General features: G+C 61.3%; 21 protein-coding genes. 9 read left to right on the top strand and 12 right to left on the bottom strand.

Annotation, left to right across the window (positions count from 1 at the left end):
- Nucleotides 1-108: 108 nt before the first annotated feature.
- The 3 genes from MHK04_RS06875 to crtI are packed head-to-tail and all read left to right on the top strand — an operon-like array spanning nt 109 to nt 3986.
- The gene (locus tag MHK04_RS06875; RefSeq protein ID WP_239208074.1) at nt 109-1545 is read left to right on the top strand and encodes a GuaB1 family IMP dehydrogenase-related protein; all 1437 of its coding nucleotides are present in this window, start codon (nt 109-111) and stop codon (nt 1543-1545) included.
- Between the two features lie 25 nt (nt 1546-1570).
- Nucleotides 1571-2446 carry a phytoene/squalene synthase family protein gene (locus MHK04_RS06870; protein WP_239205475.1) on the top strand — a complete coding sequence of 292 codons (876 nt, stop codon included), beginning with the start codon at nt 1571-1573 and terminating at the stop codon, nt 2444-2446.
- Between the two features lie 10 nt (nt 2447-2456).
- Complete coding sequence (gene crtI, locus MHK04_RS06865; RefSeq protein WP_239208075.1) at nt 2457-3986, top strand: phytoene desaturase family protein; 1530 nt, start codon at nt 2457-2459, stop codon at nt 3984-3986.
- 4 nt (nt 3987-3990) lie between these two features.
- Here crtI and MHK04_RS06860 read toward each other — a convergent pair whose 3' ends face one another.
- Nucleotides 3991-4914, bottom strand: a complete 924-nt coding sequence (locus MHK04_RS06860; protein WP_023019918.1) for a hypothetical protein — start codon at nt 4912-4914, stop codon at nt 3991-3993.
- A gap of 132 nt (nt 4915-5046) precedes the next feature.
- On the bottom strand, nt 5047-6624 hold the full coding sequence (lysS, locus tag MHK04_RS06855; RefSeq protein ID WP_086588204.1) for a lysine--tRNA ligase: 1578 nt from the start codon (nt 6622-6624) through the stop codon (nt 5047-5049).
- A gap of 190 nt (nt 6625-6814) precedes the next feature.
- Between lysS and MHK04_RS06850 the strand changes: the two genes are divergently transcribed.
- From MHK04_RS06850 to MHK04_RS06825, 6 genes are all read left to right on the top strand, one after another.
- Nucleotides 6815-8917 (top strand): PhoX family protein, encoded by a 2103-nt coding sequence (locus tag MHK04_RS06850; protein ID WP_239208076.1) that lies wholly within the window; start codon nt 6815-6817, stop codon nt 8915-8917.
- 221 nt (nt 8918-9138) lie between these two features.
- Nucleotides 9139-10851, top strand: a complete 1713-nt coding sequence (locus MHK04_RS06845) for a carbon starvation CstA family protein (protein WP_239208077.1) — start codon at nt 9139-9141, stop codon at nt 10849-10851.
- Entirely contained in the window at nt 10835-11092 is a 258-nt protein-coding gene (locus MHK04_RS06840) for a cory-CC-star protein (protein WP_239205465.1), read from the top strand. The genes MHK04_RS06845 and MHK04_RS06840 overlap by 17 nt, the downstream gene beginning before the upstream one ends.
- Nucleotides 11083-12024 carry an ArsA family ATPase gene (locus tag MHK04_RS06835; RefSeq protein WP_239208078.1) on the top strand — a complete coding sequence of 314 codons (942 nt, stop codon included), beginning with the start codon at nt 11083-11085 and terminating at the stop codon, nt 12022-12024. Before MHK04_RS06840 ends, MHK04_RS06835 begins: the two co-directional genes overlap by 10 nt.
- A gap of 51 nt (nt 12025-12075) precedes the next feature.
- Nucleotides 12076-13374, top strand: a complete 1299-nt coding sequence (locus MHK04_RS06830; protein WP_239208079.1) for a C1 family peptidase — start codon at nt 12076-12078, stop codon at nt 13372-13374.
- Nucleotides 13375-13387: 13 nt separating this feature from the next.
- Nucleotides 13388-14689 (top strand): C1 family peptidase, encoded by a 1302-nt coding sequence (locus MHK04_RS06825; protein ID WP_239208080.1) that lies wholly within the window; start codon nt 13388-13390, stop codon nt 14687-14689.
- Here MHK04_RS06825 and MHK04_RS06820 read toward each other — a convergent pair.
- The 10 genes from MHK04_RS06820 to ftsH are packed head-to-tail and all read right to left on the bottom strand — an operon-like array spanning nt 14686 to nt 23211.
- A complete protein-coding gene (locus MHK04_RS06820; RefSeq protein WP_239208081.1) occupies nt 14686-15306 on the bottom strand; it encodes a GNAT family N-acetyltransferase in 621 nt (206 codons plus the stop codon). The genes MHK04_RS06825 and MHK04_RS06820 overlap by 4 nt on opposite strands.
- The gene (locus tag MHK04_RS06815; RefSeq protein WP_239208082.1) at nt 15306-16208 is read right to left on the bottom strand and encodes a pantoate--beta-alanine ligase; all 903 of its coding nucleotides are present in this window, start codon (nt 16206-16208) and stop codon (nt 15306-15308) included. Before MHK04_RS06815 ends, MHK04_RS06820 begins: the two co-directional genes overlap by 1 nt.
- Nucleotides 16205-16879 carry a 6PGD fold domain-containing protein gene (locus MHK04_RS06810; RefSeq protein WP_239205455.1) on the bottom strand — a complete coding sequence of 225 codons (675 nt, stop codon included), beginning with the start codon at nt 16877-16879 and terminating at the stop codon, nt 16205-16207. Before MHK04_RS06810 ends, MHK04_RS06815 begins: the two co-directional genes overlap by 4 nt.
- Nucleotides 16880-17917, bottom strand: a complete 1038-nt coding sequence (locus MHK04_RS06805; RefSeq protein WP_239208083.1) for a DUF6779 domain-containing protein — start codon at nt 17915-17917, stop codon at nt 16880-16882.
- Between the two features lie 5 nt (nt 17918-17922).
- Nucleotides 17923-18396: a DUF3180 domain-containing protein gene (locus MHK04_RS06800; protein ID WP_023019930.1), complete on the bottom strand. Its 474-nt coding sequence runs from the start codon at nt 18394-18396 to the stop codon at nt 17923-17925.
- The gene (gene folK / locus MHK04_RS06795; protein WP_023019931.1) at nt 18393-18878 is read right to left on the bottom strand and encodes a 2-amino-4-hydroxy-6-hydroxymethyldihydropteridine diphosphokinase; all 486 of its coding nucleotides are present in this window, start codon (nt 18876-18878) and stop codon (nt 18393-18395) included. The genes MHK04_RS06800 and folK overlap by 4 nt, the downstream gene beginning before the upstream one ends.
- Nucleotides 18878-19258, bottom strand: coding sequence for a dihydroneopterin aldolase (folB, locus tag MHK04_RS06790; protein WP_239208084.1), 381 nt, complete (start codon nt 19256-19258; stop codon nt 18878-18880). The genes folK and folB overlap by 1 nt, the downstream gene beginning before the upstream one ends.
- A gap of 3 nt (nt 19259-19261) precedes the next feature.
- Entirely contained in the window at nt 19262-20224 is a 963-nt protein-coding gene (gene folP / locus MHK04_RS06785) for a dihydropteroate synthase (protein WP_023019933.1), read from the bottom strand.
- A 36-nt stretch (nt 20225-20260) separates the two neighbouring features.
- A complete protein-coding gene (gene folE, locus MHK04_RS06780) occupies nt 20261-20854 on the bottom strand; it encodes a GTP cyclohydrolase I FolE (protein WP_005325658.1) in 594 nt (197 codons plus the stop codon).
- The gene (gene ftsH, locus MHK04_RS06775) at nt 20854-23211 is read right to left on the bottom strand and encodes an ATP-dependent zinc metalloprotease FtsH (protein WP_239208085.1); all 2358 of its coding nucleotides are present in this window, start codon (nt 23209-23211) and stop codon (nt 20854-20856) included. The genes folE and ftsH overlap by 1 nt, the downstream gene beginning before the upstream one ends.
- Nucleotides 23212-23218: the final 7 nt, after the last annotated feature.

Raw genomic sequence — 23218 nt, 5'->3', positions numbered from 1 at the left:
GATAGGATACTGAGGCTGCCGATATGGGGAAAGTCGGGGAGTATAATTTTAATGTCTTCCTCCGCGCGGTCAGACCGCGCCACCCGAATATATAGAGAGGCCATCCCAGTGCGTTTTCTCCAGGATTCCCGCCCGCCGTACGAATTGACCTATTCCGATGTGTTCATGGTGCCCAGCCACTCCGAGGTGGGCTCGCGCCAGTCGGTGGATCTCACCACTGAGGACGGCACTGGCAATACCATCCCGCTCATCGTGGCCAATATGACCGCCGTGGCCGGTCGCCGCATGGCCGAGACCATCGCGCGCCGCGGCGGGCTCGCTATCCTGCCACAGGACCTATCCCTGGATGCGGCCGCAGAGACCATCGCCTCCGTGAAAGCGGCTGACTTGGTCTATGACACCCCCATTATCGTGAAGCCGCACCATACCGTGGGCTATACCAGCAACCTTTTGCACAAGCGCGCTCATGGCGCGGCCATCGTGGTCGACGGGGACATGCCCATCGGCATTATCACACCGAAGGATCTGCGCGGGCAGGATAATTTCACCGCCGTCGGCCAATTGATGACCACGGATCTGGTAACGCTGCCGGTGGGCATTGACCCACAGGAGGCCTTCACCAAGCTGCGCAAAACCTCGCGGAAGTTGGCACCGGTGGTCAACCCGGATGGCACCCTGGCCGGAATCCTCACCAGGAAGGGGGCGGTGAGGGCGAAGATGTATAAGCCGGGCGTCGACAAGCAGGGCCGGTTACACATTGGTGCGGCCGTGGGCATCAACGGCGATGTGGAAGGCCGCGCCCGTGCCCTAGCGCAGGCGGGAGCCGACGTCCTAGTCATTGATACCGCACACGGGCACCAAGACAGCATGCTCAGCGCGCTGCGCAAGGTAAAGGCGCTGAATCTAGGGCTTCCCATTGCTGCCGGCAATATCGTCACAGCGGAGGGCGTGCGCGAACTGGTGGCCGCCGGCGCGGACATCATCAAGGTCGGCGTGGGCCCGGGCGCGATGTGCACCACCCGCATGCAAACGGGTGTGGGCCGCCCGCAATTCTCGGCCGTCCTGGAGTGCGCTGCGGCAGCCCGCGAGGTTGGCGCCCACGTCTGGGCCGATGGCGGCGTGCGCGACCCGCGCGATGTCGCTCTTGCTCTGGCCGCCGGTGCCTCCAATGTCATGATCGGCTCCTGGTTCGCCGGAACCTTTGAATCCCCAGGTGACCTGCACAAGGACGCCGATGGCGCCTTTTACAAGGAATCCTTTGGCATGGCTTCGCGCCGGGCAGTGCGCGGCCGCAACTCCGATACGGAGGCCTTCGAGCGCGCCCGTCGCGAGATGTTCGAAGAGGGGATTTCTACCTCGCGCATCTACCTCGACCCTGAGCACGGCGGCGTGGAGCATCTAGTGGACCGAATCATTTCTGGCGTCCGTTCCTCGTGCACTTACGCCGGCGCCAATTCCTTGGCTAGCTTCCACGAACGCGCCACTGTGGGCGTGCAGTCCGCCGCCGGGTTCGCGGAGGGGCAGCCGCGCGCCACGAACCGTTAATAGGCTGCATGCTACGTTGACAGATATGCTAACTCGCTATGACCAAGCGGCCTCCCGCGCGGCCGCACAGGTTATGGGGCGCTACTCCACCAGCTTCTCGCTGGCCACGCGGCTCTTGCGCGGGCGGGTGCGCGCCGATATCCGCCACTTATACGCGGTGGTGCGCATTGCCGATGAGCTTGTCGACGGCGCCGCTGCCCAAGCCCACACCGACCCCGCCGCCGCATTGGATGCCTACGAGAAAACCATCCTGGCCGCACCGCAGCAGCGACTGCACACGGATCTCGTGGTCCACGCTTATGCCTTAACCGCGCGTCGCTGTGGCTTCCCCCGCGAGTACCTTGCTGCCTTCTTTCACTCCATGCGCGCGGATCTTAAACAACGCGAGTATTCTTCGGCCGAGCTGCAAGACTATATCTACGGCTCGGCGGAAGTCATTGGGCTTTTGTGCCTACAGATTTTCCTAGCCGAGGAAAGCGTTTCACCCGCCGACCGCACTGCCATGGAACGCGGCGCCCGCGCGCTAGGTTCGGCATTCCAGAAGATAAACTTCCTGCGTGATTTGGGCGAGGATAGCTCTACTTTGGGGCGCACCTATTTTCAGCAGGCCCCATCCGGCCGGATTGATGAGGCCACCAAGTCCGCGCTCATCGCAGAGATCCGCCAGGAGCTTGCTACCGCCGCGCTCACCATCGACTTGCTACCTGCCTCCGCACGGGTTGGTGTGAGCGCGGCGGCGGATATCTTTGCCGAGCTGACCAATCGCCTCGCCGCAACCCCTGCTACGGACCTCGCCACCACGCGCGTATCCGTGCCCAACCACACCAAGGCTTGGTTAGCGGCCCGCGCAGTGCGCCGCCGCGGCCACAGCAAGCACGCCCCACACCCAGCCGAAGATTAAGGAGAACGTCATGCACGCCGTCGTCATCGGAGCCGGCATCGCTGGACTCGCCACCGCCGCCTTGCTCGGCCGCGAAGGATACGAGGTCACCGTGGTGGACTCGCTGGATGAGGTGGGAGGCCGCGCCGGCAGCTTTGCAGAAGACGGCTTTCGCTGGGATACGGGCCCGTCCTGGTATCTCATGCCCGAGGCTTTCGATCATTTCTTTGCGCTGTGCGGCACCTCTACCGAGGCGGAGCTAGATCTGGTGGACCTCTCCCCCGCCTACCGTGTTTTTCATGGGGATGCGCCCGTAGACGTGCACTCCGGTATCGAGGAAGTCACCGCGCTGTTCGAGTCCTTGGAACCCGGCGCGGGAGACAAGGTCCGGCAGTACTTGGCGCAGGCCAGCGATACCTATGACATGGCACTCGAGCACTTCCTCTACACCACCTTCTCCGCGCCGCTCAATTTGGTGCACCGCGATATTCGCGCCCGGCTTTCTCGCCTCGTGGCGCTGCTTGCGGCAAACCTGCAGCAGCACGTGGGCCGTAGCTTTGCTGATGCCCGCCTGCGCCAGATTCTGAGTTATCCGGCGGTCTTTTTATCCTCCGAGCCGGCCGCCGCCCCGGCCCTGTATTCCCTGATGAGCCACACCGATCTGGTGGAGGGGGTACGCTACCCACAAGGTGGTTTCGCCGCCGTGGTCCAGGCCATCTACCGGCAAGCGAAGAAGTTTGGCGCCACCTTCCGTTTGGGCGAGGAGGTTACCTCCATCAAGGTATCTAATCGGCAGGTAACGGGCGTGCGCACGAACAAGGGCGCCATCCACGCCGATATCGTGGTCTCCGCAGCGGACTTGCACCACACCGAGACCCAGCTTTTGCCGCCGCAGCTGCGCACCTACCCGGAGCGTTACTGGGGCCGGCGCAATCCGGGCCTGGGTACCGTGCTCATCTTGGCCGGGGTGAAGGGCAAGCTGCCCGAGCTGGCACACCATACGTTGCTCTTTAGCAAGGACTGGGATCCGGATTTCCGCGCCGTCTATTCCGGCCCAGAGCCCTCCCGGCCGTTGGGGGCCTCCGAGTCCATCTACGTGTCCAAGACCTCCGCCACCGACCCAAGTGTCGCCCCCGAGGGCCACGAAAATCTCTTCATTCTGGTGCCGGTGCCGGCCGCGGAGGCGCCCGGGTTTGGCAATGCCTATCACGCTGAGGAGTCCGAGCGCGTTGCTGCGATTGCCGACGCCGCCCTCAACCGCATCGCGGCCACGGCCGGAGTGCCGGATTTGCGAGAGAGGGTCGTCGTCAAGCGCACGCTCGGCCCGGCCGATTTTGCCGAGCGCTACCATGCCTGGTCGGCCGGCTCCATCGGACCGGCACACACGCTGCGACAGTCGTCGTTTTTGCGCGGACGCAATGCCTCACGCAAGGTAAACGGCCTCTACTATGCGGGGGCTACCACCGTGCCGGGCGTCGGTGTGCCAATGTGCCTGATTTCGGCCGAGAACATCATTAAGCGCCTGCGGGGCGATAAATCCGCCGGCCCACTCGTGCGCTAAAAACTTAGATATCCAGGAGAACTACTCGCCCGCTGCCACTCGAATCCACGCATTTGGGCAAGCGGTTTTCCGGCTTTGCGTCATCTAAGAACTTTGGCGCGGATACATCGCACGCCCAACCTTCGAGCCTGAGGAAGCCGCGGGTATTTACTTCCTCCGGCTTAAAGTCGTGGTTCACGTAGCTATCTACGACCTGCATAGCTTTGGTGCAGTTCGTGCCATCGACTTGCACGTAGACGTTCTTTCGTCCCCATTTTGTATCCATCTGCCCACAGATAGTGCCCATTTTGGCGTTGCCATTGGAATCGGGCTTAGGTGGGAAGGTATCGGAGTAGTACTGACCGTTGTCTTTTACGGTGAAATGATGTCCCTTCGCTGTGACCGTGAACTCATCCGAGTTTGGTGCCTCGAAGGTAACGCCTTCAATTTCTACCTTCTCCCCTGCCTTGAGCTGTTTCGACGGAGTCATATCACCTGGATCCACCGCGCCAGATGGGAAGAATCCCTCCCCCTTTTTGAAGCTGACCATATTAGCCTCCCACTGCGGCTGGTTTGGGTCTGGCATTAGGGGTGGATCTGCGAACTGCACGGTGCACCACGGGCCTGCGGAGAGCTCTTTAAAGGAGCACGAAACTTTTCCATCGGGACTTTTAACTCCCCACGCCTTCGACTGCGCGTATTCGGGGCCCTTCGCCAAAAAGTCCTCGGCCGAACGCATGGTCAGCCCCGAGGAATCCACCTTCTTTTCTGATTCGGTAGTTTCTTCCGCTGTGCTCTCTGGGGAGGAAGCTTCCGCCGAGCTAGTTGCGGTGCTTTCGGTCATCCGTGGACGGAATTGGGGCGCTTCCTCGTTACTGTCAGCAGAGGAACATGACGCAAGCCCAACGGCCAATACAGGTAGGGCAAGGATAGGGAGAATTCTTTTCATGCCTCGCATTTTTCCATGCGGTGAGAAACTGCGCTGGTCTTTTGCAGCAGGGGTGCAGGAACGAACATGAGCAGGAAATAGCAAAGCCGTCAGCCCGCGCGGGCTGACGGCCAAGCGATAGGACGCTAGGTGCTACTTCTGCTCGGGTTTGACCAGCGGGAAGAGCACGGTTTCGCGGATGCCCAGGCCAGTCAAGGCCATGAGTAGACGGTCCATGCCCATGCCCGTACCGGCTGTAGGCGGCATGCCCTGCTCCATAGCCGCGAGGAAGTCCTCATCCAGCACCATGGCCTCATCATCGCCACCGGCGGCCAGGCGGGCCTGATCCTCAAAGCGCTCGCGCTGGATAACCGGGTCCACGAGCTCGGAGTAGCCGGTTGCCAGCTCGAAACCGCGCACGTAGAGGTCCCACTTTTCGGTCACGCCCGGCTCGGAACGGTGCTGGCGGGTCAACGGGGAGGTCTCAACCGGGAAATTCTTGACAAAGATAGGGCCTTCGAGCTGGTCCTCGCACAGGACCTCCCAGATTTCCTCGACCAACTTGCCGTGGCCCCAGCCGCCGTCCTTAGGGACGTCGAGACCAATGACGTCTGCAATGCCCTTGAGCGTCTCGACGTCAGTATCGATGGTGACCTCCGGCTGGCCCGGGAACTTACGCTGCAGGGCCTCATTCAGGGAGGGGTACATCTCGATTTCCGGCCATTCTTCGCCACCGAAATCGAACTCGGTGCCATCGGCAAGGGTGACGGTGGTCGAGCCGAAGACATCGCGGGCAACAGCCTGGATGGACTCACGCGTCATGCGGGCACAATCGTTGTAATCGCCCCACGCAGCGTAGGTCTCCAGCATAGCGAACTCTGGCGAGTGGGAGCGGTCAACGCCCTCATTGCGGAAGTTGCGGTTGATTTCAAAGACGCGGTCAATGCCGCCCACGACCGCGCGCTTCAAGTACAACTCTGGAGCGATGCGCAGGTAGAGGTCAATATCCAGCGCATTGGAGTGGGTGATAAACGGGCGAGCGGCTGCGCCACCGTGCAGGGTCTGCAGCATCGGGGTCTCGATTTCTACAAAGTCCTGGCTTTCCAGGTAATTGCGCAGCGCGCGCATGACCTTGACGCGAATCATGGCGTTCTTGCGGGCATCTTCGCGGATAATGAGGTCGTTATAGCGCTGGCGCACGCGGGTATCTTCAGCCATATCGGCGAAGGACACCGGCAACGGGCGCAAGGACTTAGCGGCCATGGTCCATTCGGAGACCATGATGGACAGCTCGCCGCGGCGCGAAGAAATCACGCGGCCGCGCACGGAGATGAAATCGCCCAAGTCGACGTCGGACTTCCAGGCGTCGAGACGCTCTTTGCCTACCTCTGCGAGGGAAAGCATGGCCTGCACCTGGGTGCCATCGCCATCTTGCAAGGTGGCGAAGCACAGCTTGCCGGTATTGCGCATAAAAATAAGGCGACCGGCAATGGCATGGGTGACCTCGGTTTCCTCACCAGGGGCCAGGTAGGTTACGCCCTCTTCGTTGCCAGGCTCTTCGCCTTCAGCCACGACGCGGAAATCATGGCGCAAATCCTTTAAAGAGATGGTGCGCTCAACGGTTACCGGGTAGGCCTCTACGCCGGATTCCAGCAGGCGATCGCGCTTTTCGCGGCGGATGCGCAGCTGCTCAGGGACATCGTTTACTTCATTATTCTTCTGCTCGCTCACGTTAGCCAAGGGTAGTCGATCCCCACCGCAGCACGCGATTTAGCCCACGCCACCCTCTCCCGGGAAAGGATTTACGCATAATTCACTTCACTGTCACCTCGGGGTCAACACACAGTTACGAAGATGACCTTTTATATATGACTGTCCCCATATGTAATCAATATTTTTCGACATTTTTGGAGCACTACCCATGGCGCTTAAGGGCCGCAATCTTCTCTCTAGTCTCTTCACATCCTCTCGTTCCAGCCTGACTTGCACCTACAAGTGCGGTAATGCCTGCTTTGGAGAGTGCGAGAACAAGTCCGATAACCCGTACTTCGGTGACCAGTTCTCCCGTCGTACCGCCCTGCGCGCGGGCAGCCTGTCCGTCGTAACCGTCGGCGGCGGCGCCGCGCTGGCTGCCTGCTCTAGCCCAGACGATGCTTCTACTGAGGCGTCTTCTTCCGAGGGCAAGGGCGGCAAGACCTCTGAGGCGAACGTCGAGCTAACCTCCGCAGAGGGCATGAAGTTTGACCCAGTACAGCCGAATGAAAAGGACGAAGTAGTCATCCCGGATGGCTACGAGCAGTCCGTGCTCATCGCGTGGGGCGATCCGCTGTTTAAGGACGCGCCGGAATTCGATGACAAGAATCAGACCGCCGAGGCAGCAGAGAAGCAGTTCGGATTCAACAATGACTTCGCCGGCCTCATCGAGCACCCGGACGATGACAACCGCCTTATCTACGTTTGCTCCCACGAGTACACCACCGAGCCGCAGATGTTCCCCAACTACGATGCGGACAACCCCACCGAAGAGCAGGCCAAGATTGGCTGGGCTGGCCACGGCCACTCCATCGTGGAAGTATCCAAGGTAGGAAACACCGGTGAGCTCAAGCGCGAGTTTGGCCCGCTCAACCGCCGCATTACCGCCACCACCGAATTCACCTTGGTCGGCCCGGCTGCCGGTTCCGATTTTGTAAAGACCTCCGCCGATAAGACGGGCAAGAAGGTCAAGGGCACTCTGAGTAACTGCTCCGGTGGCATCACCCCGTGGAACACCATGCTCTCCGGCGAAGAGAACTTTGACCAGTACTTCGCTCACGCCAAGCTGGATGACAAGAAGGCGCAGGAGTCTCTAGAGCGCTTCGGCATGGAAGATGGCGAGTCCCAGCGCAAGTGGGAGCGCTTTGATAAGCGTTTCGACGTCTCCAAGGAGCCGAACGAGCCGAACCGCTTCGGCTGGATCGTCGAGATTAACCCACTAGATCCTAAGTCCACCCCGGTCAAGCACACCGCTCTGGGCCGATTCAAGCACGAGGCCGCCAACATCCACATCGCCTCCGATGGCACCGTGGTGTGCTACGCCGGCGATGACTCCCGCTTCGAGTACATCTACAAGTTCATCTCCACCAAGAAGTACAAAGAGGGCGACATCGAGCACAACCTCACCATCTTGGACCACGGCACCTTGTACGTAGCCAAGGTAGAGGGCAACTCCCCAGCCGACGAGATTGACGGCTCCGGCGTACTGCCCGAAGACGGTGCCTTCGACGGCGAGGGCAAGTGGATTAAGCTGCTGACCTCCGATACGGAAAACAATAAGTTCGAGTCCCACGTCGACGGCATGTCTGCAGAAGAGGTTGCGGTCTACACCCGTGAGGCCGCCGATAAGGTGGGCGCGACCAAGATGGACCGCCCTGAGGATATGCAGGTCCACCCAGACTCGGAGAAGGTCTACGTTGCCCTGACCAACAATAACTACCGTGGCGCTACCGGCGAGAACGCCAAGAAGAACAAGGAAGAGCCTATGGAATGGGCTCCTATCAAGGAGAACAAGAACGGCCTGGTCATGGAGATTGAAGATGACCACGCTGGCGAGAAGTTCACCTGGAACCTCTTCTTGGTCTGTGGCGATCCGAAGGAGGCTAATACCTACTTCGGTGGTTTTGACAAGGAGAAGGTCTCCCCGATTTCCTGCCCGGATAACCTGGCCTTCGATAGCCACGGCAATCTGTGGATCTCCACCGACGGTAACGCGTTGGAGTCCAACGATGGCCTCTACGCGGTGACCACCGAGGGCGATACCCGCGGTGAGCTGAAGTGCTTCCTTACCGTTCCGGCAGGTGCCGAGACCTGTGGCCCCATCGTCACCGATGAGCGCGTGATGGTCAACGTCCAGCACCCAGGTGAAACCGATGATGCCACCTTTGAAAAGCAGACCTCTCACTGGCCTGACGGTGGCAAGTCCACCCCACGCCCGGCAGTGGTTGTGGTGTGGAAGAAGGACGGCAATATCGGCGTCGATAAGAAGTAACCACCACCTGGTTTAAGTACCCACCGCGCGGCCCTTGTTCCTGCTCGAGCAAGGGCCGCGCTTTCGTCTATCCACGGCGACTGAACCAAAAGTCTCCGGGTACCCTTCAAATATAAATCCACCCATCGGTCTCCCCCACAGGCAAACACATATGTGAGTTATGGCATACTATTCGCACGTGTGATGCACGCCACCTGCCCGTCTATGAGGAGACACACACTATGAACTCTCTTGTCCTCGCCGTCATCGGTATCGCGATGATGGTCGCCGGCTATCTGCTCTACTCCAAATTCCTAGGGCGAAGAATTTTCCGGCTATCCCCGAATTACTCCACCCCGGCCCACACCATGGAAGACGGCGTGGATTATGTCCCGACCAATAAATACGTCCTGTGGGGGCACCACTTCACTTCCGTAGCGGGTGCAGCACCGATCATCGGTCCTGCCGTAGCCGTTATCTGGGGCTGGGTACCGGCCTTTCTCTGGGTGACCATCGGCACCATCTTCTTCGCAGGTTTGCACGATCTCGGCGCTCTGTGGGCCTCCCAACGCCACAAGGGCCAATCCATTGGTACCTTGTCTGGGCGCTATATCGGCAAGCGCGGGCGCAACCTCTTCCTCATCGTCATTTTCCTGTTGCTTTTGATGGTGAATACTGCCTTCGCAGTGGTCATCTCCAACCTGTTGGTATCCACTCCCATGGCCGTCATTCCCACGTGGGGCGCCATCGCCGTCGCGCTACTTATCGGCCAAGCCATCTACCGCCTGAAGTGGAACCTACCGCTGGTATCTATCGTGGGTGTGATCGCGCTCTACGCGCTGATGATCATCGGTGACCGCGTTCCCGTGGTCTTGCCGGATACCGTCCTGGGGATTCCCGCCAACGGCGTGTGGATCATCTTGTTATTCATCTACGCCTTCATCGCTTCGATGCTGCCGGTATGGGTGCTGCTGCAGCCACGCGATTACATCAACGGCCTGCAGCTTTTCGTAGGTTTGGCCATCTTGTACGGGTCTTTCCTTATCACTCGGCCCTCGATTATGGCGCCAGCGTTGCGCGATAACGTACCAGACGGCACCCCGGGCATCTTTCCACTGCTCTTTGTCACCATCGCCTGCGGCGCTGTCTCCGGATTTCACGGCGTGGTGGCCTCCGGTACCTCTTCCAAGCAGGTGGATAAAGAAACCGACGTGCGCTTTGTGGGCTACTTCGGCGCGGTGGGCGAGGGCTTGCTCGCACTGGGCACCATCATCGCTACTACCGCTGGCTTCAAGACCGCCGCGCAGTGGGAAGAAATCTACTCCGAGTGGAACGCCGGCGGCGTGGACGCCTTTGTGCAAGGCGGCGGCGCGCTCATGAATGAGGGCTTGGGTATTCCTACCTCCCTTTCCGGCACCATCTTGGCCACCATGGCCGTGCTTTTTGCGGCTACCACGATGGACTCGGGTGTGCGCCTGCAGCGTTTGGTGGTCCAAGAAATCGGCGAAATCATAGGCGTACGCATCAAGGCTTTGGCCGCCACCGTCATTGCGGTGGGCTTGGCCTTTGGGCTGACCTTCTCCGCCGGCGTGGATGGCTCGGGCGGCATGACCATCTGGCCGCTATTCGGTACCACCAACCAGCTCATGGCAGGACTCTCCTTGGCCATCGTGGTAGTCATCCTCACCCACCTACGTCGGCCGACGTGGCCAGTGGTCATCCCGCTCATCTTCGTTACCGCCATGTCCCTGTGGGCCGCGCTCCTGCAGCTAAAGTCGCTATTTACTAGCCAGAACTGGCTGCTGTTCTGCATGGACGCCATCATCGTGGTCGCCACCATCTGGGTCATTGTGGAGGCCGTCGGTGCCATCTCTCGTGCCCGCAAGGAGGCCCCACTGGAGTGGTCCGATGATGATCTTGACGCCCCGCTGCCCGAGCATGCTCGACAAGCTTAGGGCGTTCGGGGCTGGTCTCAATGAGTTCTACCAGGCCCCGTACCGCGCCAGTTTTGCCAAAGCCCAGCAGCAGGAAGACGATCTCTTCATGATGCTGGTGGTCTCGGAGGCCCTGGGCATTCCCAACCCGGCCAGTTACTACACCCTGGAGCTTTTGCCGTTGGTCTATGAGGATTTCCACGCCTGGCATACGCGCATGGGAATGGAAAGATCCCCGCTGGAGAATATTCAATGTTGTTAGAGACTGCACCCATCATGTTCTTTGGGGGCAAGGGCGGGGTGGGAAAGACCACCCTGGCTACCGCCACCGCGCTGCGCCTGTCCCGCGATCACCGCGTCTGCTTGGTCTCTACGGACCCAGCGCACAACTTGGGGCACATCTTTGGCACCGCGCTTGGCGATGCCCCCGTGGCCCTCACCCCTTCCCTCTCCGCCATCGAGATCGACCCGGCGCGCGCCACGGAACAACATCTTGCGCAGGTAGGTTCTGCGATGCGCCGTTTCATGCCCGAGCATCTGCATGGCGAGGTCACAAAGCACCTGGACTTGGCCCGGCAATCGCCCGGCACGCAGGAGGCAGCACTATTGGAGCGTATTGCGGCGCTCGTCGGCGAAGAGTCCGACGTCGATTTCCTCATCTTCGATACCGCCCCGTCTGGGCCTACCTCGCGGCTGATGGCTTTGCCAGAAATCATGGCCGCCTATACCGATGGCTTACTTTCCCGGCGCGAGAAATCCGATAAATTCGGCTCGCTAGTACGCGGAATGTCGCCCGGCAACAGCGCGAATAATGACCCCGTGGACCGGCGCAATCAGGAAATTCGCGCCACTCTTTTCCAGCGGCGCGAGCGCTTTTCCCAGCTGCGCGCGGCGCTGACTTCACCGCGCACGGTCTTCCATATTGTCCTTACCGCCGAGCGCCTGCCCGTACTCGAGTCCGCCGAGTTCCACGCGGACCTCACCGGAAATGGCGTGCGCGTGGGGTCCATGCTGGTTAACCGCCGTACCCCTGCCAACCAGGGAGAATTCCTCGCCGCCCGTCGCGCGGCCGAAGATGAGGCGCTCGCACTTCTCCGCGCCAAGCTCCCGCAGACCCCAGTGCGCGAGGTTCCGTGGCTGCCGGAGGAAGTGGGGACTCCGGGGGCCGTCGAAAAGCTGGCGGAATTTCTCTAGCTCTTCCCCCAACCAGCCCCATCAGGATTTCTAGTCTGCTAAAACCGAAATATGACTTTGCTCACCAAGGAATACCTGTCCCAGTTGCGCAAGGAGGCTGCGGCCGATTCACGACAGCGGCTGGCCCGCAACGCCATCACCAACGTTGGCGCGGCCAAGGCGGCGCTTGACCGCGACCGCATTACCGCCTTATACCCCACCACGGAAACCAAGCTGGATAGCTTGGATGTAACGGATCAAAAGCGTTCCGGCCGCTGCTGGATGTTCGCTGCGTTAAACGTCTTCCGCCACCGCGCTGCGCAGGAACTCAACGTAGATAATTTCGAGTTTTCCTTCACCTACCTGCAGTATTTTGACAAGCTGGAGCGGGCCAACCTGGTTCTCAATCAGCTGCTGGATAAAAAGGACGCTGGTTGGGATGAGCGCACCGTGGCCGCAGTGCTCGACCACGCTGGAGCCGACGGCGGCTGGTGGTGCTTCTTTAGCAACCTGGTGGCCAAGTACGGCGTGGTACCTGCCGAGGTCATGCCGGAGGTCCGCTCGTCTGGACATACCGCGGAAATGAACCGCGATCTCGCCACGGTGGTGCGTCGCGCCGCCGCGCTAGATGGCCCGCGCGAGGACATCCTTGCTCAGGCACGCAAAGATTTCCACCGCATCCTGGCCATCCACCTGGGCACCCCGCCCGAGGATTTTACCTGGGCGTATCGCACCAAGGACGAGCAATTCGTGCGCCTGCACTCCACCCCGCGCGAGTTTGCCAAGAAATACCTACCCCACCTCGACGAGTTCGTGGTGCTGGCTGATGACCCCCGTTCCACCAACCCCAAGCATCGCGTATTTAGCAGCGCTGATGAAAGCAATGTGCTGGGTGGCGCGCCACAAGAGTACTTAAACGTCACCGTGGAAGAGCTCAAGGAGACCGCCAAGCGCAGCCTAGCCGCCGGCGAGCCGGTGTGGTTTAGCTGCGACGTCAACCGTCAATTCTCTTTCCTCAACGGCGTATGGGACGAGGGACTGGTGGATACCGATGGCCTCTACGGCATCGATTCCACCATGACTAAGGAGGAGCGTTTTACCTCCGGCGAGACCGCGCCTACCCACGCGATGGCGCTCACCGGTGTGGATGGGGACCGAGCTTGGCGCGTGGAGAACTCTTGGGGCTCCAAGCCACCACGCAAGGAAGACGGCGAGGATGTGCCCGGCAAGGGCTTTGCCACCATGTCCGATGCCTGGTTTGACCAGAACGTCTTCCACATCGCCGTGCGCAAGGAGCACCTGAGCGATGAGCTTTCTCAGGCGCTAGATACCGAACCGATTGAGCTTCCCCTCTGGGACCGGATGAACTAAGGAGAATCGAGAAATGACCGAGATTAACCCGAACGAGGTTCATGCCGCCAATGCTGAGCTCGCCAGTGATGCCACGCTGCGCTTGGTACGCAATGGGGTGGCTCAGGAAGGCGTCGATAAGCTCAGCCTCGACCGCGAGGTACTGCACACCCTTAACCGGGTGACCAGCCATAAGCTAGATTCCTGGGGCGTGGCCGACCAGAAGGCTTCGGGCCGCTGCTGGATTTTTGCCGGCCTGAATTCCCTGCGCGGTGGGCTGATGGACAAGGCCAAGCTTAAAGATTTTGAGCTTTCCCAGACCTATATTTACTTCTTTGACAAGCTCGAGAAGGCCAATTGGTTCCTTAGCGCCATGGCTGAGCTGAAGGACCGCGATATTACGGACCGCCCCGTAACCAAGCTCATGGATGATCCGATCGATGACGGCGGCCAGTGGTCCATGTTTGTCGCACTGGTGGAAAAATACGGTGTAGTACCGCAGTACGCCATGCCGGAAACCGCTTCTTCGGAGGCCACGGCGATGTTGAACCGTAACCTGCAGACCGTGCTGCGCCGCGCCGCGCACCGGATCCGCAGCGGCGAAGAGGGCGCGCACAAGCAGGCGCTTGCCGACGTCTACCGTATCCTCACCGCCAACCTGGGCCTGCCGCCGGAGGACTTTGTCTGGCAGTATCGCGATAAGGATGATGAGTTCCACCGCGCGGGCACCTTTACCCCGCAGGAGTTTGCCAAGGAATACCTGCCCGCGGACCTTAGCGAGTACGTGTGCGTTGTCAATGATCCCCGCAATGCCTACGGCAAGCTCTACACCGTGGAATACCTGGGCAATGTGGCCGGCGAGCGCGTAACCTATCTGAACGCGCCGGTGGAGGTGCTGCGCGATGCCGCGCGTGACTCCATCAACGATGGCCAGCCGGTGTGGTTCGGCTGCGATACCGACCAGCAATCCGATGATGAGCACGGCGTGTGGGCCAAGCAGCTGCACGATTATGAGGCCTTCTACGGCGTGGAGATGGATCTGGACAAGGCACAGCGTTTGCGCCTGCACGAGTCCATGATGACCCACGCGATGGTGTTTACCGGCGCCGATATCGCCGAAGGCGGCGCAGTACAAAGCTGGCGCGTGGAGAATTCCTGGGGTCCAAAGAAGGCCGATAAGGGCTTTTGGACCATGGCCGATGACTGGTTCGATGAGTTCGTCTTCGAAATCGCCGTGCACCCTTCCCGACTGCCGGAGCAATACCAAGCGGCTTTGCAGTCCGAGTCCGTGACTACCCTGCCGGCCTGGGACCCGATGGGGGCCTTGGCGCGCTAGGTCTGCGGTGCGCCCAAGCGCCGCACATAGAGCATGCACACCAAGTCGCGGTCCTCGTTGACCGCGATGGTGCGCTCGCCCACCTGGCTAAAGCCGCGGGCGTCATAGAACTGATAAGTGCAGCCGCCATCGGTGTACAGGTAGATATTCTTCCCTGAATGGCGAGATTCGAAGGCCTCAAGTAGTGCCGTGCCCACGCCGCTTACGCCAGAGTTGGGGTCGGCGACGAGGAAACCAATCTCGCCGTCAATGGAATGCTCGCCTAGGTACTTGAGCAGCATGTCCTGATTGGCGGCATCGTAATCATCGCGGTGCCCGCCCGGGCGCAGATTATTAAAGATTTCCACCGCGCGGACAAATGCCTTGCGCCACCACGGATATGGCAACGCGGGCTTGCCCTTCATGGAGGCCAGCAGCACGCCGAGGAAGCGGTCGCCATCGTAAGCGGCCAAGATATCGGTGGCCTTGGCGCGCTCTAAATCCCAAAAATAGCGGCCATAGGCGCGCTCGAAGCGAGGATTTTTCACAAACCAGTGCAGATGCATGCCTTCAATGGCAAAGGAAATGGCCTGGGGTTCATCGCGCGGGTCTAGGTCGCGGATCTGGATATCGGTCATTAGTCCTCCGATAGCTGTTGGGAAGCGGCATCTTGTGCGCGCTGTTGCTCGCGTTGCTGTTCGCGTTCGAGCTCGGCCTTGGCTTCGTGTTCTTCAATATTATTAAAACCGATGCCCAGCGGCAGGCCCACATTATCGATGAGCCGGACGCCACCGATTGTCGCGGCAACAAGCAGGCGGGCATCACCTTCTACGGGAGGGGCCCCTAAATCTCGACCGCGCACCTCGAGATACTCGGGTTCAACCCCCGCGGCGCGAAGCACCTCCGCGGCAACCTCACGTACCTTCTGCGCACCGGCCTCGGCGGCGTGCGCGCCAGCGGTGAGCGCGGCAGATAGTGCCGCGGCCTGCTCGCGGGATTCGGCCGGCACGTGGGTATTGCGCAGGCTCATTACCACGCCGTCGGGCATGCGCACAGCGGGTACGCCTTGCACACGGACTCCTAGGTGGAAGTCCTGGACCGCATGGTGGATGGCAAGGAGAAGCTCGTAGTCCTTCTCGCCTAAAAGGACGTCGGTTGGCGCAAGCGTCAAAATGAGCGCGAGGTAAAGCGTGAGATCCCCGCTGAGATCCGGCTCGAGAGCGGTGGCGGCGTCGGCCGGTGCTACGGCGATGCGGCGTCCGTGTGGCCACAAGGACTCGGGCGAGTACTCCCACACGATGTCCACTCCTTCGGCCCGCAGAAGCTCAAGGTCCTCCTTCTGCGGGGACTGCAGGGCCACGACGGTAACGGCGCCCCGGATGCGCTTCGCCGCGCGCACCAGCGCGATATGACCGGCGTGCACGCCGGTAGTCAGCGGCACGAAGGCGACCGGGCGGCCAGTCTTGTGAAAAGCACTACCGACCATGCGGATGCGCTCAATATCGTTGATGACGGTAGCGTTTCCCAGCTCCAGGCTCATCGGCTCTCCTCTTGTAGGGCCCACATTTCTAGCTCTTCGCGGCCGTCCACCTCTCCTAGGCGGCGGGCAACTTCCACGTAGCTGCGCCGCAAGCCGGGGTCAGTGGCGCCGCGGTAGGCGGCGATAATTTCTTCGGTGTCCATGTCCTCACCCACCAGGGGTGGCTCTTCTGAGGGCGAGAGGAAATGAGCATCAACCGCCGCAGAGATATGCAAGCGCCGCAGCATTTCGGCGTAGTAGGCGCGGGCGGCAAAGGGGGCACGTTCGGCGTCGGAAAGCGCTACGGTCTCTGCGTAAAACTCGGCGATATTAAGTTCCACCACGGTCTCGCCCAACTCATCCAGGGTGGTCACCGCCCAGCGCTTCAGTGTAAATGGGGCGAGCGCCGCGACAACGCAGCCGTGGGTTTCCAGGGGATCCAATACCTGCACTCCGCGCGAAAGGCAGGTGTGGAAGACGATTAGTCCGCGATGGACGTGTGGCTCGAGTAACTCCACGGTAGCTTCCAGACGGGCATCGCCCACGGCGATAATGAGAGTCTCGAAGGAAGAAAGCTCGGCTGGATCCGAGAGCATCTGCACCTCATGGCCGGCGCGTTCCATGGCATTGGCCAAGGTAAAACCGGCCAAGCTACGGCCAAAGAGAGCTACCCGCATGCGTGGCGGGCGCATTTATTTATCCTTCTTATTCTTTGCCTGGGCCAGCAGCTCGGCCACGGAGACCGCGCCCTCGCGCTTATCGTCGCTGCGGCGGCGGCCACGCGACTCCGGCTCCTCAGCAGCCGCGCGATGATGCGAGCGGGCCGCCTTCTGGCGTACTGGCTCGGACTTTTCTGGGGCCACGTGCTGGCCGGAGCCCGGGTACTCCGCGCGCTCATCGCGCTGCGATGCCGGCTGCTGCGGGATGTCCTGGGTCTCGTCATTGGCCGTGGTCGCAGCCTCCGGCTTACGGTGGCTGCCGTGGTGCTCGCTGGAGGCGGAAGCGTGGGTGGTCTTCAAGGAGTCATCGCCACCGGTATCCCAGCGCACGGCCTGGAAACCGCCGGTATTAAAGGTAGAGGCGCCAGAAGACTTGCCGGAGGTACGCTGCGCGCGCGTCTTTTCACTAATGATGTCATTGAGTGGGTTGGACTCAGCGTGCGCCGCGGACGGCTGGTTCCCCAGGCGGCCGGCGATAGCATCGGCGGACGGGGCGCCGGAAGAAGACTGGGTGAAGTCCACGTTGCCTTCCTCCGCATCCGGGCGCGCGGCGGCCGCGGTCTGGGCCTCCAGCTGCATGATGCGGCGGGCTTCTGCGTGTAGGGCGGCCGGCTCATAGGTGAATTCGTGGCCGGAAAGATCCTCAATCTGCTTGCGGATGGACGCCAGCTCGGTGCGGATCTCATCGAGCAGTTCCTGGTCCGGTAGGGGCTGGCCATCGGCCGCGCGGGCTTGCTTCAGCTCGGCGCGGTGGGCGCGCTCCTGCAGTTCCAGCTTGGTCACGGATTCTTCTGCCTGGCGGCGGTAGCGCATCACTAGGAAGAAGCCGAGCACAGCGGCCCATAGGGCGGCGATGAGCGCAATCTTTAGCGCTGCGGCAGAGCCGGAAATCAGCATGACGATGCTGGCTAGGACGGCCAGCACCACGAGGACGATGAGCCCGATCTGGCCCAGATCCGGCTTGGACGTCTTGGCGGAAGTAGTGTGAGAAGAAGAGCGCGGCTCAGTCATGCTCACTAATGTACCGTTTGTACCCCATCTGGTGGGGGCGGGGTCTCACAGTGTCGCTCCAGCCGCAGGCCAGCAGCGCACATGGCAAGGCCACCGAGCGCCGAGGCAATGACCCCCACCAGGTCATCGGAGGCGGCCGCAAGCGTGCCGGCGTTGGGGATAACGTAGACGGCCACGCCTGCATAGATTCCCCCCACGATGGCTCCGGTCCACGCCGAGGCCTTGCCCACCAGCATGAACTGCGTGATGGTCATGGGATTAAGCTGCGAACTATCTAGGCCGATGCCATGCTCGTCCTCGGTGGCTTGGTCCACCTTCCAGGTCAGCACTAAGCAGATGACCGCCATGAGCCACAGCGTGGCCGAAACCGTCACTGGGATGTGCAGCATGGAGCCATAAAAGCGCGTAGTGAGGATGGCCGCGGCGGCGGCAAAGAAGACCCCGGTGCCAATGAGGGCACCCAACGAGGTCCGTTTCATAGCTCCTCCATCATGCCCAACCGGCGAATATCGGCGCGCTCCTTCGGGTCGAGTGCTGCCACCCGCTTGGCGACGCCCTCCCCACTCAACCTAGCACCACCATCGGCCGCCAACCAGGGAATCAGCACGAAGGCGCGCTCGTGGGCATAAGGATGCGGGACGGTGAGCTCCGGGTCATCGGAGGTGTATCCCTCGATGTCCACGATGTCTACGTCTAACGTGCGCGGGCCCCAGTGACGCACCCGCACCCGCTCCGCGGCCTCCTCGAGCTTCTGCCCGCGGCGCAGCAGTTCCTTGGGTGACTCGTCCACATCCACAATGAGCACGGCATTGAGGAATTCGTCCTGGTCCGTTACTCCCCACGGCGGGGTGGCATAAACCGGCGAGGCGGCGACAATGTCGCCGGCGAATTCGTCGAATACCGTGCGCAATAGCTTCACGCGGTCATCCATATTGGATCCGATGGATAGCACCGCGCGCATTAGAGCGTCCTCGCGTGCTTGCGGGAGCGGCGGGCGACCACGGCGACATCGGCAAAAGTGCGCGGAATCGGTGCCTTCGGCTTATGAAGCGTGACCTCGACGGCGTGCAGGCCCTCGAAGGTAGCCATGATGGTATCGGCCATCTCGCTAGCGACGGTCTCGATGAGGTCGCGGGCGGGGCCTTCGATGATGTTTGCAGCGACGTCGGCAAGCTCGGCGTAATTGATGGTCTTGGTCAGATCATCGGTAGCGGCGGCCTCGGCGAAATCGGACCAGCAGGTGATGTCCACGATGAAAGGCTGGCCGGTACGCTTTTCTTCCTCAAAGACGCCGTGGTAGCCAAAGCATTCCAGGCCGGTGAGTTCAATGCGGTCTGCCATGATTTACTCCTCAGGTTTACGTGATAGAGCCGTGGACTTCATAGTTCCATTGCCATCAGCGCCATTGCTATAGCTGCCGCTGGCGTTGACCCCGCCTGTGTAGTCATTGCCGGCGTTCCAAGCGGCCGCCACATCCACGGCGTCGCGGGAGACGGCAACCTCATGCACGCGCACACCCCACGCCCCCATCTGGGCGGAAATGGCGGTTACGGCCGCGGTAGCGGGATCTGCCAGCAGCGGGCTGGACTCCACGCCGCGATCCTCCCGAATGGCGGCCAGGAAGCGTTTACGGGATGCTCCTACCAGGAGGGGGAATTCGCCGCCGAGGAACTCCGGCAGGGCCTTGAGCAACGCCCAATTATCCTGCGGGGTTTTGGCAAAGCCCAAGCCCGGATCGAGCACGATATTATCGCGGCGCACGCCGGCGTCTAGCGCGTTATTCGCCAGGCGTTCTAGGGTTTCTCGCACATCGCGCACCACATCGCCGCCGTGATCCGCGCTGCCGGCCGCGGAGCCGAATGCGCCCTCCTGCAGCGTACGCCAGTGCATGAGGCACACGGGCACGCCGGCCTCGGCCATCGCGCGATACATCTCAGGATCCGCCAGGCCACCAGAGACATCATTAATCATGTCCACGCCGGCCGCTGTCGCCGCACGTGCCACCGAGGCGCGCATCGTATCCACGGAGGTGCGGATGCCGAGCTTGCTCAAGGCCTGAATGACGGGCACCACGCGGCGCTCCTCGACGTCCGCCTCCACGCGGACCGCGCCCGGGCGGGTGGATTCGCCGCCGACGTCAATCATGTCAGCACCCTGCGCCACGAGCTCGCGGGCGTGATTAATGGCGGCATCAAAGTCCAACCACCGGCCGCCATCGGAAAAGGAATCCTCCGTAACGTTGACGATGCCCATCACCAGAGTGCGATTGCTCCTGGTGAGATCCGAAACCGAGGTTGCCTGCTGCATGGCGTGCTCCTTAAGGCTTTTAATGGTGAACCGAATTTAGCTACGAATCAGGCTGAGTACCTCTGCACGAGAGGCAGCATTATTTTTGAAGCCTCCGCGCACCGCGGAGGTGGTCGTCGTCGCACCGGGCTTGCGGATGCCGCGCATGGCCATGCACAAATGCTCGCACTCGATGACCACGATGACGGACTGCGCGCCAAGGACCTCCACCAGGGCATCCGCGACCTGCTGGGTCAGGCGCTCTTGGACCTGGGGGCGCTTGGCGTACATATCCGCTAGGCGGGCAAGCTTGCTCAAGCCGGTGACGTGGCCGTCTTTACCTGGGATATAACCAATGTGCGCCACGCCGTAGAACGGCACCAAGTGGTGCTCGCAGGTGGAATAGATAGGGATATCGCGCACCAGGACCAGTTCTTGGTGGTCCTCGGCGAAGGTCTTGTGCAAGACCTCAGTTGGGTCCTCGTGCAGACCGGCAAAGACCTCGCGGTAGGCGCGGGCTACGCGGGCCGGGGTTTCGCGCAGACCCTCGCGGTCGGGGTCCTCCCCCACCGCAAGGAGCAACTCGCGTACCGCCGCCTCCGCCCGATCTTGGTCGAAGGCGGCGCGGGCGGGAATGTGATTATCAGGCATTAGTTATCTTCTTGCTTGTCGTCCTCGCGCGCATAGGGATTCTTGCGGCGATCCTTCTCGTCCCAGCCAGGATTAAACCACTGGCTGGTCTCAGCCTCAGCATCCGCGCCGGCATCCGGCTTGTGATGCTTACCGCCGCCCGTAGCGGGGCGTGCGGCAGGGCGTGCCGTCGGACGCTCAGCGGGTTCGGAAGGCTGAGCCGGCCGATCAGGCTGTGCACCAGCTCGTTTGGTGTCTGTGGACTCCTTGCCCTGGTTTGTTGGGGTGCTTCCCAACTCGCGGGCGGTGTCCGGATCGACGTAATCGCCAGCGTGCTGGCCAAAGTTGAAGCCCACTTCACCCTTCGGTTCTTCACCGGCGAGGCGGCGCTCACGGGCGGCCCGGGAGGCATCGAGAAGCGTCATGCGCTTAGGCAGCTCCTCGCCGCGCTCCTTGGCCAGCTCGACCGGGGTCTTGACCGGCGCATAACCAATCTGGCGGGGGAAGCGATCGTCCTCGCCTGGGAAAACGTCGAAGGCTTCGCGTGGCTCGATGCCATCGAAGATGCGCTCCAGGTCGGGGCGGCGCAGGGTTTCCTTCTCCAGCAGGGCCTCGGCCAGCTTATCCAGGTAGTAGCGGTTATTGCGCAGGATGTCATAGGCCTGCTCGTGCGCGCGCTCGAGCAAGTAGCGCATCTGCTCATCAATCTTGGAGGCAACCTCATCGGAGTAATCGATGGAGCCACCGCCACCCATCTGGCTAAAGGGATCGCCCTGCTCCTTGCCGTACTTCACGGTGCCGAGCTCCGGCGAGAAACCGTACTCGGTGAGCATGGAACGAGCGATCTTGGTGGCGTTTTCGATATCGGAGGACGCACCGGTCGTCGGCGCACCGAAGACCAGTTCCTCGGCCGCGCGGCCGCCCATGGCAAAGACTAAGCGGGAGAAAAGCTCATCGCGGGTGTACATGCCCTTGTCATCTTCTTGCGAAGTCATGGCGTGCCCACCGGTGCGACCGCGGGCCAGGATGGTGACCTTGTACACGCGCTCGATGTCCTTAAGGGCCCACGCGGAAAGGGTATGCCCGCCCTCGTGGTAAGCAGTGACCTTCTTCTCGTGCTCGGAGATGATCTTGCCTTGGCGGCGCGGGCCGCCCACCACGCGGTCAGTGGCCTCTTCCAAAGCGTCATAAGTAATGACGTTGCCGCCGATGCGAGCGGTAAGCAGGGCGGCCTCGTTGAGCACATTGGCCAGGTCCGCGCCGGACATGCCGGCGGTGCGCTTAGCCAGCTGCGCTACGTCGACCTCTTCTGCCAGCGGCTTATTCTTCGCATGCACGCGCAGGATCTGCTCACGGCCGGCCAGGTCGGGGTTGGTCACCGGAATCTGGCGGTCGAAGCGGCCTGGGCGCAGCAGCGCCGGATCGAGGATGTCCGGGCGGTTGGTAGCGGCGATGAGGATAACGCCCTCGCGGTCACCAAAGCCGTCCATTTCTACCAAGAGCTGGTTGAGGGTCTGCTCGCGCTCATCGTGCCCGCCGCCGGTGCCGGAACCGCGCTGGCGGCCAACGGCGTCAATCTCGTCCACAAAGATAATGCAGGGGCTGTTTTCCTTCGCCTGCTTGAACAGGTCGCGCACGCGGGAGGCACCCACACCCACGAACATCTCCACAAAGTCAGAGCCAGAGATGGAGTAGAACGGTACGCCGGCCTCGCCGGCCACGGCGCGAGCAAGCAAGGTTTTACCGGTGCCGGGAGGACCGTAGAGCAGCACGCCGCGCGGGATCTTGGCGCCTAGATCGTGGTAGCGCGTGGGGTCTTCCAGGAAGTCCTTGATTTCCTGCAACTCGTCTACGGCCTCGTCCGCGCCGGCCACGTCCTCAAAAGTATTGGTCGGCATATCCTTGGTCAGTTCCTTAGCCTTGGAACCGCCGATGCCAAACATGCCGCCTGCACCCTGCTGCATGCGGGACATGAGCCAGAAGAGCACGCCGAAGAGGATGAGCATAGGCAGCAGCATGCTGAGCATGGAGCCGAGGAAGGATTCCTGCGTGACATTGGTCTGGTACTTCTGGGCACCAGAATCCTTAACAGAGTTAAAGACCTGCTCGGAGGCGCGGGCCGGGTACTTGGCCACAATCTCCTTCACGCCTTCGCGCTCATCTACCGTGATTTCGTCCTTGAGCTTGATGCGCAAGCGCTGCTCGCGGTCATCAATTTCCACCTCATCGACATTTTTGTCTTTAAGCTGGGTCAGTGCAACGGAGGTATCCGCTTGCACGTAGCCGCGGGCATCGTTGCTAAAGAAGGTAAAGGCGTACAGCGCGATAAGGATAAGTGCCGCTATCCCGCCGTAGCGAATAATCTTGTTGTTTTTCATTACTGCG

The organism is Corynebacterium nasorum (assembly GCF_022345765.1).
Taxonomy (GTDB): Bacteria; Actinomycetota; Actinomycetes; order Mycobacteriales; family Mycobacteriaceae; genus Corynebacterium; species Corynebacterium kefirresidentii.
This window is presented reverse-complemented; position numbering and strand designations above follow the sequence as displayed.